General features: G+C 73.3%; 14 protein-coding genes and 1 pseudogene. 1 reads left to right on the top strand and 14 read right to left on the bottom strand.

Annotated features, from left to right (window positions below; genetic code table 11):
- Positions 1 to 152: 152 nt before the first annotated feature.
- From dapB to infB, 10 genes are all read right to left on the bottom strand, one after another.
- The gene (gene dapB, locus FMEAI12_RS19500; protein WP_112107162.1) at positions 153 to 896 is read right to left on the bottom strand and encodes a 4-hydroxy-tetrahydrodipicolinate reductase; all 744 of its coding nucleotides are present in this window, start codon (positions 894 to 896) and stop codon (positions 153 to 155) included.
- Between the two features lie 43 nt (positions 897 to 939).
- Positions 940 to 2,373, bottom strand: a complete 1,434-nt coding sequence (locus FMEAI12_RS19495) for a pitrilysin family protein (RefSeq protein WP_112107160.1) — start codon at positions 2,371 to 2,373, stop codon at positions 940 to 942.
- A 10-nt stretch (positions 2,374 to 2,383) separates the two neighbouring features.
- On the bottom strand, positions 2,384 to 4,573 hold the full coding sequence (locus tag FMEAI12_RS19490) for a polyribonucleotide nucleotidyltransferase (RefSeq protein WP_071066376.1): 2,190 nt from the start codon (positions 4,571 to 4,573) through the stop codon (positions 2,384 to 2,386).
- 246 nt (positions 4,574 to 4,819) lie between these two features.
- Positions 4,820 to 5,089: a 30S ribosomal protein S15 gene (gene rpsO / locus FMEAI12_RS19485; RefSeq protein WP_020458818.1), complete on the bottom strand. Its 270-nt coding sequence runs from the start codon at positions 5,087 to 5,089 to the stop codon at positions 4,820 to 4,822.
- Between the two features lie 337 nt (positions 5,090 to 5,426).
- Positions 5,427 to 6,356 carry a bifunctional riboflavin kinase/FAD synthetase gene (locus tag FMEAI12_RS19480; protein WP_071060550.1) on the bottom strand — a complete coding sequence of 310 codons (930 nt, stop codon included), beginning with the start codon at positions 6,354 to 6,356 and terminating at the stop codon, positions 5,427 to 5,429.
- 177 nt (positions 6,357 to 6,533) lie between these two features.
- Positions 6,534 to 7,439 (bottom strand): tRNA pseudouridine(55) synthase TruB, encoded by a 906-nt coding sequence (truB, locus tag FMEAI12_RS19475; RefSeq protein ID WP_071060703.1) that lies wholly within the window; start codon positions 7,437 to 7,439, stop codon positions 6,534 to 6,536.
- Positions 7,440 to 7,447: 8 nt separating this feature from the next.
- Complete coding sequence (locus FMEAI12_RS19470) at positions 7,448 to 8,542, bottom strand: bifunctional oligoribonuclease/PAP phosphatase NrnA (protein ID WP_112107158.1); 1,095 nt, start codon at positions 8,540 to 8,542, stop codon at positions 7,448 to 7,450.
- Complete coding sequence (gene rbfA, locus FMEAI12_RS19465; RefSeq protein WP_071060558.1) at positions 8,539 to 9,123, bottom strand: 30S ribosome-binding factor RbfA; 585 nt, start codon at positions 9,121 to 9,123, stop codon at positions 8,539 to 8,541. The genes FMEAI12_RS19470 and rbfA overlap by 4 nt, the downstream gene beginning before the upstream one ends.
- A gap of 268 nt (positions 9,124 to 9,391) precedes the next feature.
- The gene (locus FMEAI12_RS19460; RefSeq protein WP_112107168.1) at positions 9,392 to 9,721 is read right to left on the bottom strand and encodes a DUF503 domain-containing protein; all 330 of its coding nucleotides are present in this window, start codon (positions 9,719 to 9,721) and stop codon (positions 9,392 to 9,394) included.
- A gap of 77 nt (positions 9,722 to 9,798) precedes the next feature.
- Complete coding sequence (infB, locus tag FMEAI12_RS19455; RefSeq protein WP_368672088.1) at positions 9,799 to 11,964, bottom strand: translation initiation factor IF-2; 2,166 nt, start codon at positions 11,962 to 11,964, stop codon at positions 9,799 to 9,801.
- A 418-nt stretch (positions 11,965 to 12,382) separates the two neighbouring features.
- On the opposite strand from infB, the gene FMEAI12_RS40035 reads away from it, so the two are divergent.
- Entirely contained in the window at positions 12,383 to 12,541 is a 159-nt protein-coding gene (locus tag FMEAI12_RS40035; protein ID WP_368672089.1) for a hypothetical protein, read from the top strand.
- Positions 12,542 to 12,783: 242 nt separating this feature from the next.
- On the opposite strand, the pseudogene FMEAI12_RS40030 reads toward FMEAI12_RS40035, so the two are convergent.
- The 4 genes and pseudogenes from FMEAI12_RS40030 to rimP all read right to left on the bottom strand — a co-directional run.
- Positions 12,784 to 12,927, bottom strand: a pseudogene (locus FMEAI12_RS40030) (translation initiation factor IF-2 N-terminal domain-containing protein); the annotation flags it as partial.
- Between the two features lie 232 nt (positions 12,928 to 13,159).
- Positions 13,160 to 13,585 carry a YlxR family protein gene (locus FMEAI12_RS38400; RefSeq protein ID WP_235014206.1) on the bottom strand — a complete coding sequence of 142 codons (426 nt, stop codon included), beginning with the start codon at positions 13,583 to 13,585 and terminating at the stop codon, positions 13,160 to 13,162.
- Between the two features lie 34 nt (positions 13,586 to 13,619).
- Complete coding sequence (gene nusA / locus FMEAI12_RS19445; RefSeq protein WP_020458810.1) at positions 13,620 to 14,705, bottom strand: transcription termination factor NusA; 1,086 nt, start codon at positions 14,703 to 14,705, stop codon at positions 13,620 to 13,622.
- Positions 14,702 to 15,627: ribosome maturation factor RimP (rimP, locus tag FMEAI12_RS19440; RefSeq protein ID WP_235014205.1), on the bottom strand; the 926-nt coding region annotated here is incomplete at its 5' end. The genes nusA and rimP, both read right to left, overlap by 4 nt.

Raw genomic sequence — 15,627 nt, 5'->3', positions numbered from 1 at the left:
CCGCCCGCCCGCCCGCTTGTCGCACCACACCCGAAACCTATCCATCCGGGTAGTGCCGGACTGCTACCGGACCGGGTGACGGGTTGACGACACCGGTGTCCGGGAGGTGATCAGGCCCGGTTCGGGAGGTGGTCAGCCGAGGTCGAGCAACGTCAGCCGAGGTCGAGCAACGACTCCAGGCCGACCGTCAGCCCCGGGCGGGCAGCCACCTCGCGCACCGCCAGCAGGACCCCGGGCATGAAGGACTCCCGGTCCAGCGAGTCGTGACGGATCGTCAGCGTCTCGCCCGCCCCACCGAGCAGCACCTCCTGGTGGGCGACGAGCCCACCGAGGCGGACGGCGTGCACCGGTACACCCGAAACCCGCGCCCCGCGCGCCCCGTCCAGGGCGGAGGTGGTCGCGTCGGGACCGGCGGCGGGCAGCCCGGCCGAGGCGCGGGCCGCGGCGACCAGCTCGGCGGTGCGCCGCGCCGTGCCGCTCGGGGCGTCGGCCTTGCCCGGGTGGTGCAGTTCGACGATCTCCACCGACTCGAAGTACGGCGCCGCGCGGGCGGCGAACATCATCATCAGGACGGCGGCGATCCCGAAGTTGGGCGCCACCAGTACGCCCACCGACGGCTCGGCTGCGAGCCAGCCGCGCAGCGTCGCGAGGCGGGCGTCGTCGAACCCGGTCGTCCCGACGACCGCGTGGACGCGGTTCTCCACCGCCCACCGCAGGTTGTCCATGACCGCGTCGGGATGGGTGAAGTCGACCACGACGTCGGCCTTCGCCGCCGGCGAGCGGTCGTCGCCGGCGTCGACCTCGGCCACCAGCTCCAGGTCGGGCGCCGCGCGGACGGCGTCGCAGACGGTCGCGCCCATCCGGCCACGGGCTCCGAGCACCCCGACGCCGATCATCCCGTGCCCTCCACGTGTCCGGTACCGCCAGCGGCCGCGCGGGTCACCGCGCTACGGCCGCGCTGAAGTCGTGGTCCTCGAACGGGCCGATGACGCCGAGCGCCCACGGCTGGTCGACCAGCTCGCCGGCGACGGCCCGCACGTCGTCGAGTGTGACGGCCTCGACCCGGGCGAGCACCTCGTCGACGGAGAGCAGCTCGCCGTGGACGAGCTCGCTCTTGCCGAGCCGACTCATCCGCGACCCGGTGTCCTCCAGGTTGAGCACCAGGCCGCCGCGGTTCTGCCCGCGGGCCCGCTCGAGCTCCTCCGCGGTGATGCCGTGCTCGGCGATCCGGTGTACCTGCTCGCGGCAGATCTCCAGCACCTCGTCGGCGCGCCCCGGGGTACAGCCCGCGTAGACGCCGAACAGCCCGGCGTCGGCGAACTGGTTGTCGAAGGAGTACACGGAGTAGGCCAGCCCGCGCTTCTCCCGCACCTCCTGGAACAGCCGCGAGCTCATCCCGCCACCGAGGGCCGTCGACAGCACGCCGAGCGCGTACCGGCGCGGGTCGTGCCGGGACAGGCCGGCCGTGCCGAGCACCACGTGGGCCTGCTCGGTCGGCCGGTTGGTGACGACGATGCCCGGCGGCGGCGGGAACGGGTACTCGCCGCGGCGCACCTCCTGGGGCCGCGCGGGCCCGGTGAGCCGGTCGGCGAACGCGGCCACCACCCGGTCCAGGGCGTGGTCGTGCTCGATGTTGCCGGCGATCGAGACGACCAGCGCGGGCGGGGCGTACCGCTCGCGGTAGTAGTCGAAGACCGTCTCCCGGCCGAGCGCCTCGATGGTGTCGACCGTGCCGAGCACCGGCCGGCCCAGGACGGAGGAGCCGAGGACGGCATCGGCGAAGACGTCGTGCACGACGTCGCCGGGGTCGTCCTCGTGCATGGCGATCTCCTCGAGGATCACGCCCCGCTCGGCCTCGACGTCGTCCGCGGTCACCAGCGAGTTGGCAACCATGTCACAGACGACGTCGATGGCCAGGTCCATGTCCACGTCGAGCACCCGCGCGTAGTAGCAGGTGTACTCCTTGGCGGTGAAGGCGTTGAGATCACCGCCGACGGCCTCGATGGAGGCGCTGATCGACAGGGCGTCCCGGCTCGGGGTGCCCTTGAACAGCAGGTGCTCCAGGTAGTGCGAGCAGCCACCGGTGAGCGGCGTCTCGTCCCGCGAGCCGACGCCCACCCAGATCCCGATCGCCACCGACCGGACCCCGGGGACCTTCTCCGTGACGACCCGCAGGCCGCCCGGCAGCACCGTGCGGCGCACGGCCCCGGCGAGCAGGACCTCGGAACCGGGACCCGCCGCGAGAAGCTCGGCCACCCGGGCCGGGCGCGGGCCGGAGGCGTGCTCCGGCCCGGCCAGGCCCGGGGTGCGGTCGTTCGAGGTGCGACCGTCCGAGGTGCGGTCGTCCGAGGTGGACAGATCCGTCTCCGTCACTGCGCTCCTGTCAGGATCCGGCGCTTACGGTGTCGATGGACTCCGCGCCCGGCGCGAGGCTGATCTTGCCGCGGGCGTCGATCTCGGTGATCTCCACCTGGAGCTTCTGGCCAACCGACAGCACGTCCTCGACCTTCTCGACGCGCTTGCCGCCGGCGAGCTGCTTGAGCTTGCTGACGTGCAGCAGGCCGTCCTTGCCGGGCGTCAGCGAGACGAAGGCGCCGAAGTTCGTGATCTTCACGATGGTACCGAGGTAGCGCTCGCCGACCTCGGGCATCTGCGGGTTCGCGATCGCGTTGATCGCGGAGCGGGCGGTCTCGGCCGCCGGCCCGTCGGCGGCACCGATGTAGATCGTGCCGTCGTCCTCGACGGTGATCTCCGCACCGGAGTCCGCCTGGATCTGGTTGATCATCTTGCCCTTGGGCCCGATGACCTCGCCGATCTTGTCAACGGGGATCTTCACGGAGATGACCCGCGGGGCGTGCGCGGACATCTCGTCCGGCCCGCCGATGGCCTCGGCCATCACCTCGAGGATCGTCAGCCGGGCCGCCCGCGCCTGCTGCAGCGCGCCGGCGAGCACCGACGCCGGGATGCCGTCGAGCTTGGTGTCCAGCTGCAGGGCGGTCACGAACTCCTGCGTGCCGGCGACCTTGAAGTCCATGTCGCCGTAGGCGTCCTCTGCCCCGAGGATGTCGGTCAGGGTGACGAAGGCGTCGCCCTCCCGGATCAGGCCCATCGCGATGCCCGCGACCGGGGCCTTCAGCGGCACACCGGCGTTCAGCAGCGACAGCGTGCTCGCGCAGACCGAGCCCATGCTCGTCGAGCCGTTGGAGCTCAGCGCCTCGGAGACCTGGCGGATCGCGTAGGGGAACTCCTCGCGGCTGGGCAGCACCGGCAGCAGCGCCCGCTCCGCGAGCGCGCCGTGGCCGATCTCGCGCCGCTTCGGCGAGCCCACCCGGCCGGTCTCACCGGTGGAGTACGGCGGGAAGTTGTAGTTGTGCATGTACCGCTTGGTGCGGTCCGGGTTGAGCGTGTCGACGGTCTGCTCCATCCGGAGCATCGCCAGCGTCGTGACGCCGAGGATCTGCGTCTCGCCCCGCTCGAACAGCGCCGAGCCGTGCACCCGCGGGATGTAGTCGACCTCGGCCGACAGCTCGCGGATCTCGGTCGTGGAGCGGCCGTCGATGCGCACGCCGTCGGTGACGATGCGCGAGCGGACCAGCTTCTTGGTCAGCGCGCGGTAGGCCGGGCCGATCTCCTTGTCGCGGCCCTCGAACTGGCCGGACACCTTCTCCACGGCCAGCGCCCGGACCCGCTCCAGCTCGGTCTCGCGCTCGGCCTTGCCGGCGATGCGCAGCGCCGCCGCCAGCTCCTCGCCGACCGCGGCCGTCAGGGTCTCCAGCACGTCGTCGTGGTAGTCGACGAACAGCGGGAACTCACGCACCGGCTTCGCCGCGCCCGCGGCCAGCTCGCTCTGCGCCCGGCACAGCTCGCGGATGGCCGGCTTGGCGGCCTCCAGCCCCGCGGCGACGACCTCCTCGGTCGGTGCCGGCGCGCCCCCGGCGACCAGGGCCACCGTGCCCGGCGTCGCCTCCGCCTCGACCATCATGATCGCGACGTCGGAGCCGTCCTCGAGAACGCGGCCGGCCACGACCATGTCGAAAGTCGCCCGCTCCAGCTCGCTGTGCGTCGGGAAGGCGATCCAGTCGCCGTCGACGTAGCCGACCCGGGTGGCGCCGATCGGCCCGCTGAAGGGCAGCCCGGCCAGCATCGTCGACGCGCTCGCCGCGTTGATCGCGACCACGTCGTACAGGGTGTCGGGGTCGAGGGCGAGCACGGTCGCCACGACCTGGATCTCGTTGCGCAGCCCCTTGGTGAACGACGGCCGCAGCGGCCGGTCGATGAGCCGGCAGGTGAGGATCGCGTCCTCACTGGGGCGGCCCTCGCGGCGGAAGAACGAGCCGGGGATGCGCCCGGCCGCGTACATCCGCTCCTCGACGTCCACCGTCAGGGGGAAGAAGTCCAGCTGCTCCTTCGGCGAGCGGCTGACCGTCGTCGCCGAGAGGACCATCGTGTCGCCCAGGTGGGCGACGACCGCGCCAGCGGCCTGCCGGGCCAGCCGACCGGTCTCGAAACGGACCGTACGGGCCCCGGCCGGGGTCGTGATGACGGCCTCTGCCGCCTGTGTCGAGTCGTCCACTCGATACTCCATCCTCATCGTGGGCCGTGCCCGCGCCATGGAGGATGCCGGTGCTCAGTCGAAGTCTCCGGGGCGGCGCCGACGGCGCTCGTTCCGGCGGCCACGACCGAGGACCGGCGGCTCATGCCGCGCGGACCCGGCTGGGTCCTGCCGACCGCCGGCGGCCCTTGGCCGCCGACGGCCCGGCACACCGGTATCTACCCCCGATGTGCCGAGGGAGCGCCACCGGGGCGCTCCCTCTCCTGACTATCGACGCAGACCGAGTCGCTCGATCAGTGCGCGGTAACGGTTGATGTCCGTCTTCGCCAGGTAGTTCAGCAACCGCCGGCGGCGCCCGACGAGCAGGAGCAGCCCGCGCCGGCTGTGGTGGTCGTGCTTGTGGACCTTCAGGTGCTCCGTCAGGTCACTGATGCGACGGGTCAGCATCGCGACCTGCACCTCGGGCGAACCGGTGTCCCGGTCGACCGTGGCGTAGTCCGACATGATCTTCTGCTTGACGTCGCCAGAGAGCGGCACGCTCCACCTCGTTCCTCATCCGGGACGGCGCGCGCTCGGGGTCTGCATCACCCGAGCCTCCTGCCGGTGTACGCCGTCGGCCGTGGCTCCACCGCCGGCGACCGCCCGGGAACATCGACCTTCGCCGAATCTCCCGACCACCGCCGAGCCTCAGCGACCACTGAGCGTCAACACCTGCGCACGAGCGTCAACACCTGCGAACATCAGCAACCGCCACGAGCCAACCACCGGCACGCCGTCACCGGACACACCGCTCCCGCTTGAAGGGGAAGCTTATCAACCCCGGGAGACCCGCCCCGGCACCGACCGTCGGCACCCCCGGCGCGGACGCGCTGTGTCAGACGGGGAGCGTGGCCGCGCGGGTGGCGTCGACGTCCCGCGCCATCTGCAGGACGAGCTCGTCGACCGAGTCGAAGCGCAGCGTCGGGCGCAGCCGGTGGGTGAACTCGTAGACCATGTACTCGCCGTAGAGGTCGCCGTCGAAGTCGAGCAGGAACGCCTCGACCCGGCGGTCACGGCCCTCGAAGGTCGGGTTGGTGCCGATCGAGATCGCGGCCGCCCGCCGCTGGCCGGACCACCGTGCGAAGCCCGCGTACACCCCGTCGCCGGGAACCGCCGCCCACGGCGTGCACTGCAGGTTCGCCGTCGGGTAGCCGATCAGCCGGCCACGCGCGTCCCCGTGCACCACCACGCCCTCGACCCGGTGCGGCCGGCCGAGGGCCGCCGCGGCGCCCTCGACGTCGCCGTCGGCCACCCGCCGGCGGATCGCCGTCGAGGAGAGCACCTGCTCGTCCGCGTGGACGAGGCCGATCCCCTCCACGGTGAAGCCCTCGGAACGGCCGCCGCGGGCCAGCGTCTCCACGTTCCCCGCGGCGCGGTGGCCGTAGGTGAAGTTCTCCCCCACGACCACGCCGGTCGCGCGCAGCTGCCCGGCGACGATCTCGTGGACGAAGTCCTCGGCGGTCATCCGGCTGAAGTCGAGGGTGAACGGGGCGACGCACAGCGCGTCGACGCCGACGCCCTCGAGCAGCTCGGCCTTGTGTCGCAGGGTCGTCAGCAGCGCGGGATGGGTGCCGGGGCGCAGCACCTCCGCCGGGTGCGGGTCGAACGTCACCACGGCCGCCTGCTGCCCGCGCTCGCGCGCCAGCTCCACCGCCCGGCCGATGATCCGCCGGTGCCCGAGGTGGACGCCGTCGAAGAAGCCGATGGTGACGATTCCTCCCGGCCAGTCGTCCGGGGTGTTCTCCACTCCGCGCCAACGTCGCACCTGCCGAAGCCTAGGGCATCACGAGTCGATCTACGATCGCGATCCGGGCGGCCACGGCGGACGGCCGGTCCGGGCGCCGGCGACGGACCCGCGCCCGATGCGCACGCCGGGTGGACGCGCCGGGTCCGCACACCGACGGAACACCAGGTGAGCGCGGGTGACAGCGCAGGCGGGGCGCTACGCGGGCGCGAAGACGACGATCGGGCGGGCCGTGCCGTCCCGTTCCTCGAACAGCGCGAGGAGCGCTCCGTCCGGCCCGAACACGCCGTACGGCCCCGGGCTGCCGAGCATGGGCAGCCGCCGCCCGTAGGCGACGTCCCGGGCCTGCTCCCCGTCCACGTCGCGGCGCGGGAAGGTCGCCGCCACCGCGGCCCCCAGCGGCACGACGGCCGCGTTCGCGGCCTCGGCGAGCGCGTCGAGGGTCACCGCCTCGGCCAGCCCGAACGGCCCGACCTCGGTGCGCCGCAGCGCGGTGAGGTGGGCGCCGCAGCCCAGCGCGGCCCCCAGATCCCGGGCGAGCGCGCGGATGTACGTCCCGCTCGAGCAGGCGACGACGACGTCCAGGTCGGTCTCGCCGCGCCGGGCGAGCAGCTCGAACCGGCTGACGGTGACCCGCCGCGGCGCGAGCGTCACCTCCTCGCCGGCCCGGACCCGGTCGTAGGCCCGCACCCCGGCGACCTTCACCGCGCTGACACTGGACGGGACCTGGTCGATCTCCCCGGTCAGCTCCGCCATCGCCGCTGCGAGCGGGCCGGCGCCGACATCGACCGGGCGGTCCGCCACCGGGTCGCCCTCGGCGTCGTCCGTCGTGGTGGTGCGGCCGAGCCGGATCGTGGCCTCGTACACCTTGGCGGTCAGCGCCAGCCGGCCGAGCAGGCGGGTTCCTCGGCCGACGCCGAGCACGAGCACACCGGTCGCCATCGGGTCCAGGGTGCCGGCGTGGCCGATGCGGCGGGTGCCCAGCAGGCGCCGGGACCGCGCGACGACGTCGTGTGACGTCCAGCCGGCGGGCTTGTCCACGACGACGAGGCCGTCGACGGCCGCGGGACGCTCGGCCGCCGTGGGACGTTCAGAAGAAGGCACGGGAGGGATCACCCGGCGAGGCGGGGAGCGCGGGTGAGCTCCTCGCGGAAGACACGCATCACGGTCTCCAGCGGCGCCGACGACGAGATGCCGGCCGCGAAGCGGTGCCCGCCGCCACCGAGCGCGGTGCAGACCGCTCCGACGTCCACCGCCCCCTTGGAGCGGACCGACATCTTCCAGACGTCGCCGTCCTGCTTGCAGACGACGGCGACCTCGGCCTCGGACACCGTGCGGACGGTGTCGATGACCGCCTCGATCTCGTCGTAGCCGATGCCCGCCACCCGCAGGTCGGCCTCGGTGCACCAGGTCCAGATGAGGTCGAACTCGGGTTCGAGGCGGGCGCGTTCCAGCGCCTGCCCGAGCAGCTTGAGGTAGCCGAAACGGTGCGTGTCCCACAGGGTCCGGCCGATCAGGTCGTGCCGGATGCCGGTCGCCAGCAGGCGGGCGGCCAGCTCGTGGACGGCCGGTGTCGTGGCGGCGAACCGGAACGAGCCGGTGTCGGTGACCAGCCCGGTGTAGACCGCGGCGGCGATGTCCTGGTCGAGCTCGACACCGAGCGCGTCGATGATGCGCACCACCATGACGCTGGTGGACGCCGCTTCGATGTCGACGACGTTGATGTCGCCGAACAGGGTGTTCGAGGCGTGGTGATCGACGACGATGCAGCGCGGCACCGCGAGTCGGCGGGCCAGGCAGCCCAGGCGCTCCTCGCTGCCCGCGTCCAGGGTCACCACCAGCTCCGGGCTGTCCCCGAGGTCACCGGGCGCGACGAGCAGGTCCTGGCCCGGCAGGAAGCGCAGCGTCCGGGGCACGACGAACGGGTCGGCATCGAACGAGACCCGCGGGGACGCGCCGAGGCGGCGCAGCGCCAGCCCGAGCGCGATCGCCGACCCGAGGCTGTCGCCGTCCGGGTTGACGTGCGCGAGCAGGAGGATCCCCCCGCCCGAGTCGACCGCGCCGCGCAGCGCCCGCACAGCCTCGGCCAGGCTCTCGGCGGCGTGCCGCGACGCGAGCTGGACCGCGGTGGGCGCCGAGGCGCCGCCCGACCCTCCGGCTGAAGCCGGGCGACCGGCGGACTCCGTGCCCGTGGACATGACCGTCATGACGCCGACTCCTGCCGGGCGACTGTGGTGTCCCCACCGGCCTGCGGTCCGTCACCGCCGAACCCGTCACCGAATCCGTCAGTGAGACCGTCGCCGGGCCCGGCATCCGCCAGGGCGTCGAGCGGGTCGCCGTCCAGCGGGTCGCCGTCGAGCTCGTCGGCGTCCCGGGGGCGCCGGTAGGGATCGGGCTCGCCGGCGGGCGTCGCGTCCTGGCGCACCCGGGCGAGCTCCTCGTCGCGCCGGCGGGCGACGTCGAGCAGGTCCTCCAGGTGCCGCGCGTCGTCCGGCAGCCGGTCGTGCACGAACGTCAACGTCGGGGTGACCTTGATCCCGGTCGCCCGGCCCACCTGGCTGCGCAGCATGCCCTTGGCGGACTCCAGCGCGGCGGCGGACGCCTGCCGTGCCACGTCGTCGCCGTAGACCGTGTAGAAGACCGTCGCGTCCATCAGGTCCGGGGTGACCCGCGCGTCGGTGATCGTCACCATCCCCAGCCGGGGGTCCTTCACACCGCGTTCCAGCGTGGACGCGACGACCTCACGGATCCGCACCGCCAACCGGCGCGCACGAGCCGGATCAGCCACCGTCCACCTCCCTCGTCGCCCGGTCGACCCGGGTGGCGGACACCACGGTGCCCGGCCGAACCGGTCGACACCTCACTGTTTCTGCCCTTGCTGTTGTCCCTGCTCGGTGCCCCTGCACCATGCCCCTGGCCCGCGTGCCGGGCACCCTTGTTCCGTGTACCCCGCGGGAGCGGCGATGCGCCCGCGACGCGAGCCGGCCGGGCTGAGCAGCTCGGGGCTGCGCGGCCCGGCGGTCCTGGGTCACGCACACCGGACACCGATCCGCCAATTACGGCAAAATCACCTCAGGACGGGCCATGTCGTCGGCGTCGTCCTCGGAGAGGTACCGTACTCGCGCCGAGAGGATCTCCAACTCCGGCCGCCGCGCGACGAGCTCCTCGCACGCGCCGAGGACCTCCGCGCAGTGCGCGCGGTCCGCGGCGACCACCGCGACCCCGATCTCCACGCGGCGGTGCAGGTCCAGGCCGCCGGTCTCCGCGGCGCTGACCGCGAACCGCCGGCGCAGCTCGGCGACCACCGGCCGGACGACCGACCGCTTCTCCTTCAGGGAATGGATATCCCCGAGGAGGATGTCCAGCGTCAGGCTCCCGATCCACATGATCGTCTCCCGCCAGGGCGCCCGGCGCACCGGGGCCGGCCGGAATGGTCATCCGGCCGGCCCCAGGCGTTTCGGGGTCAGGTGCGGGGAACCTCCCGCTGCTCGAAGGTCTCGATCACGTCATCGACCTTGATGTCGTTGAACGAGCCGAGCCCGATACCGCACTCGTAGCCCTCGCGGACCTCGGTCGCGTCGTCCTTGAACCGCTTGAGCGACTCGACGGTGAGGTTGTCCGCGACCACGACGCCGTCCCGGATGAGGCGGGCCTTGGTGTTGCGGCGGATGATGCCGGACCGGACCAGCGAACCGGCGACGTTGCCCACCCGCGGTACGCGGAAGACCTCGCGCACCTCGGCGGTGCCGAGCTGCGCCTCCTCGTACACCGGCTTGAGCATGCCCTTGAGGGCGTTCTCGATGTCCTCGATGGCCTGGTAGATCACCGAGTAGTAGCGGACCTCGACGCCCTCGCGGTCGGCCAGCTCCGTCGCCTTGCCCTGCGGCCGGACGTTGAAGCCGATGATGACCGCGTCGGAGGCCGACGCCAGCATGACGTTGGTCTCGGTGATCGCGCCGACACCGCGGTCGATGATCCGAAGACCCACCTCGTCGCCCACGTCGATCTTGAGCAGGGCGTCCTCGAGAGCCTCCACCGAACCGGAGACGTCGCCCTTGAGGATGAGGTTGAGCTGGGTCTTCTCGCCCTCCTTCATCCGCTCGAGGATCGTCTCGAGCGTCGGGCGGCCACGGCTCAGCGCCAGCTCGGCGTTGCGCTCGCGGGCCTGTCGGCGCTCGGCGATCTGGCGGGCGACCCGGTCCTCCGGCACAACCAGGAAGTTGTCGCCGGCGTCGGGGACGCTGGTGAAACCGAGGACCTGCACCGGCCGCGCCGGCCCCGCCTCGGACACCTGGGCGCCGTTCTCGTCGAGCATCGCCCGGACGCGGCCGAAGGCCTCGCCGGCGACGACCGAGTCACCGATACGCAGCGTGCCACGCTGGACGAGCACCGTGGCCACCGGGCCGCGACCGCGGTCGAGACGACCTTCGATCGCGACGCCCTGAGCCTCGGTACCGGTCGGGGCGCGCAGGTCGAGCGAGGCGTCGGCGGTCAGGATGACCGCCTCCGTCAGCTCGTCGATGCCCGTCCGGTTGCGGGCCGAGACGTCGACGAACATCGTGTCGCCGCCGTACTCCTCCGCGACCAGGCCGTACTCGGTGAGCTGGCCGCGAACCTTCGCCGGGTCCGCGCCCTCCTTGTCGACCTTGTTCACCGCCACCACGATCGGCACGTTGGCCGCCTGCGCGTGGTTCAGCGCCTCGATCGTCTGCGGCTTCACACCGTCGTCGGCGGCCACCACCAGGACCACGATGTCCGTCACCTGCGCACCACGGGCACGCATCGCGGTGAAGGTCTCGTGGCCCGGGGTGTCGATGAAGGTGATCGGGCGCTCGGTCCCGTCCACCACCGCGCGAACCTGGTAGGCGCCGATGTGCTGGGTGATGCCACCGGCCTCGCCGCCGACGACGTCCGTGGACCGGATCGCGTCGAGCAGCTTCGTCTTGCCGTGGTCGACGTGACCCATGACGGTCACCACCGGCGGACGGGCCGACAGCTCGACGTCGTCGGCGTAGTCGCCGCCGAAGGACAGGTCGAAGCTCTCCAGCAGCTCCTTGTCCTCGTCCTCGGGGCTGACGATCTGGACCTCGTAGCCCAGGGTCACACCGAGCAGCTGCAGGGTCTCGTCCGTGCAGGACTGCGTCGCCGTGACCATCTCGCCGAGCTGGGTGAAGACCACCTGGACGAGGGCACCGGGGTTCGCGTCGATCTTGTCCGCGAAGTCGGCGAGCGACGCGCCACGCGGCAGCCGGATCGCCTGCCCGTTACCGCGCGGGACCATCGCCCCCATGCGCGGCGCCTCGAGCCCGCTCTCCCATTCCTGCCGCTTCGCGCGCTTGGACTTGCGCTGCCGGCCGGGACGCCCACGGCCACCAGGACCGAAGGCACCCGCCGTCGTCCCGCCGCGACCACGGCCACCGGCGGCCGGACGACCGCCGCCACCGGGACCGCCGCCACCGGGACGACCCGGAGCGCCACCGCCGCCACCGGGACGGCCGGGGGCTCCCCCACGGGGAGCGAACCCACCGCCACCGGGACGCGGGCCACCGCCACCGCCACCGGGACGGCCGGGGCCGCCACCGCCACCGGGACGGCCCGGGGCGCCACCTGCCGGACGGGGCTGGAACATGTTCGAGTTCGGCCGCGGGCCACCGGAGCCACCAGGACGCGGGGGCATCTGGCCCGGGGTCGGCCGGGGACCGCCGGAGCCGCCCGGACGCGGGGGCATCTGCCCCGGCGACGGACGCTGGCCACCGGGCCCACCCGGACGCGGACCGCCCGGACGCGGACCGCCCGGACGCGGCGCGCCGGGACGCGGCGGTGCCGAGGGGGAACCACCCTGACCGGACGCGGCACGCGGGCCGGCCGCCGGGGAGGTGTAGGGGTTGTTACCGGGCGCGGCCGGCCGCGGGCCGGGCCGGGGCCCGGGACGCGGGCCGCCGCCGGGGCCACCAGGACCAGCGGGGCCGCCGGTACGCGGACGACCCGGCGCGGCGGGACCCGGACGCGGGCCACCGGGAGCCGGCCGCTGCGGTGCGGCCGGCGGCGTGGCGGCCGTCGGGGCCGAGGTGACCGGAGCCGGGGCGGGAGCCGAGGGTGCCGGGGCCGGCGCCACGGGCGGCGCGGCGGATGCCGCGGCCGCGGCGGGGCGCGGAGCCTGCGACGGCTGCGGCGCCACCGGCTGGGACTGGGGCGGCTGGGACTGAGCCGGCTGGGACTGGGGCGCGGCCGTCGGGGTGGACGGGCGCGATGCCCCGGGCAGCGGGGCCGGACCGGGGCGACCGGGAACCGGACGGCCACCAGGGCCGGGCCGGGGACCGGTGCCGGAACCTGGGCCGGGACGGCCGATGGCGGGCCCCGGACGGGGCGGCGGCATCGGTCGCGCGCCGTTGCCCGGACGACCGCCGGGACGCGAGGACGGAGCGGAGCCTTCCGCGGGGAAGGCTTCCTTCAGTTTCCGAACCACGGGTGCCTCGACTGTGGACGAGGCGGACTTCACGAACTCACCGAGATCCTTGAGCTTGGCGAGCACGGTCTTGCTGTCGACGCCGAGCTCCTTCGCAAGCTCGTGTACGCGGGCCTTTCCTGCCACGGTGCTCCTTCTTTCGGCCCGCGGTCCGTGCCCGCGTGACCTCGTTACCTGCCGGTCGTGATCATGGCTGCGTTCTCACTGCGCGGTCATCGCTGTCTCGACCTGCTTCCGTGTCGACGTCGATCTGGCGTCGCCTGCCGGCGCGGCCACCCGGGACCGATCTCTCGGCCCTGGCCGCCGCTCCGCTGTCCCACCGGCCCCCGCGTCAGGACACGCGGGCCGTACCACTGTTCTACATGCACACGTTGCGCGTGCGCTGTTCCAGGTGCGCTCTGACCTGCTTCAGCCCGAGCGGCCCCGCAACCCTGAGCGCCCGCGGGAACGCCTTGCGGCGCTCCGCGAGATCGACGCAAGCCGGATCGGGGTGCACATGGGCGCCCCGGCCAGGCATCCGACGGCGAACGTCCGGAAGGAGCTCCCCGCCGATTACGACGATACGCAACAGGCTCGACCGCGCCGCCCGGGTTCGACAACCGACACAGGTACGAATCGGTCCAGAGTCCCGGAGAGAACCCCGCTCGGCGTTCGAACGTGGTGCTCGGTCGGGGGTCACTCGAGGACTCGGGTCTGCAGGACGACTGAGCTCTGCAGGACCACTGGACCCTCCAGGACCACTGGACCCTGCAAATCGACCCGGCAAAACGACTCGGCTCTGCATGGCAGTCGGCTCCGCACGGCGCGCCACATCAAGTCTATCCCGTTGCGCCCCGAGAGTGGCCGCCCGTCGCGGAGGACCTCCGGGGCCCGGTCCCCGTCCCCGGACGACGGGGGGCCTCCCCGGCCGGCCGCTCCGCGCGCGGCTCGCTACCCTCGGTGTCGGAGTGGATGTCGATCCGCCATCCGGTGAGCCGGGCGGCCAGCCGGGCGTTCTGCCCCTCCCGGCCGATCGCGAGCGAGAGCTGGTAGTCGGGAACGACCACCCGCGCCGAACGGCTCGCCAGGTCGGTGACCTCCACCCGGGACACCCTGGCCGGCGAGAGCGCGCTGCCCACGAAGGACGCGGGATCCGCCGACCAGTCGACAATGTCGATCTTCTCTCCGTGCAGCTCCGCCATCACGGCACGCACCCGGCTGCCCATCGGGCCGATGCAGGCGCCCTTCGGGTTCACCCCGGCCGCCTTCGAACGCACCGCGATCTTCGTGCGGTGACCGGCCTCGCGGGCGATCGCGGCGAGCTCGACCGTGCCGTCGGCGACCTCGGGCACCTCCAACCGGAACAGGCCCTTCACCAGCTCTGGATGGGTCCGCGAGAGGGTGACCGTCGGGCCGTGCATCCCGCGGGCCACGTGCACCACGTAGCACTTGATCCGGTCACCGTGCTCCAGGCGCTCGCCGGGAACCTGCTCGGCCGGGGGCAGCACGCCCTCCACCGTGCCGAGATCGACCAGCACGACGCGGGAACCGGCCCGCTGCTCGTGATGCTGGACCACGCCCGAGACCACCTCGTGCTCGCGGTCGGCGTACTGGCCGTAGGTGACCTCCTGCTGGGCCTCGCGCAGGCGCTGCATGATGACCTGCTTGGCGGTCATCGTGGCGATCCGACCGAAGTCCGCCGGGGTGTCGTCCCACTCGCGGGACGTCCCGTCCGGGCCGCTCTCCCGCGCGAAGACCGCGACCTCGCCGCTGGTCCGGTCGATCACCACCCGAGCGTCGTCGGCGGATCCGGTGGTGTGCTTGTAGGCGGTCAACAACGCGGTCTCGATCGCCTCGACGAGCGTGTCGAAGGCGATCTCCTTCTCGCGCTCGATTCCCCGCAGCGCAGCGACGTCGAGCTTCACCGGTTCATCTCCTTGCCGGGCCGGCCGATCAGGCCCGCTTCCGTGTCCACGGCACCATGATCTTCCACTACCTCGTCCGCCGCCGACGCGGCGGGGGCGCCACCGCCGGCGGCGCCGTACTCGTCCTCAGGACCGTCCTCATCGTCCTCGTCCTCGTCCTCGAGACCCTCGTCGTCCTCGAGACCCTCGTCGAGATCGACATCGCTCTCGGCGTCAAGGCCGAGATCTGCGCCGGCGGGGAGCGCGGCGCCGGCATCGGCGTCAACATCGGTGTCGCCGTCGCCGTCGGCGTCGGTCGCCGACCCGAACTCGACCTGAACCGCCGCGCGTGCCACGGTCGCGTAGACCACCCGCTCGATCCGCCGGCGCACGGGACGCCCACGCCGGGCCGGGGCCGTCGGCACCGCCAGATCGGCGCCCTCGTCGTCGGCGGAGAGCACCCGGCCCTCGACCTCGACGCCGTCCGCCCGGCGGACCACCACCAGCCGGCCGACCGCGCGACGCCAGTGCCGCGGCTCCACCAGCGGCCGGTCGACCCCGGGCGAGGTCACCTCGAGCACGTAGGCCCCGGAGATCGGGCTCGCGCCCGAGCCACCCGCGGCGCCACCGGTACCGCCAGCACCGTCAGCACCACCGGTGCCGACGTCCTCGCCGTCCAGGACCGCCGAGACGAGCCGGCTGGCGTCCGCGACGGCGTCGAGATCGACGCCGCCGTCCCGGTCCACGACGACGCGGACCACGCTGCGTGCCCCGGCCCGCGTGACGGAGATGTCCTCAAGGTCGAAGCCGGCTGTCGCCAGACTGGGCTCCAGACGGCGGCGCAGCTCCGCACGCACCGCGTCCGCGGCGGCCCGCGCTCCGCCCGTGCCCCGGGACGGCGCCGTCGACCGACGGACCCCCGCCCGGCCGGACTCTCCCGCCC

Source organism: Parafrankia sp. Ea1.12 (genome assembly GCF_900465275.1).
In the GTDB taxonomy this organism is placed as follows: domain Bacteria; phylum Actinomycetota; class Actinomycetes; order Frankiales; family Frankiaceae; genus Parafrankia; species Parafrankia soli.
This window is presented reverse-complemented; position numbering and strand designations above follow the sequence as displayed.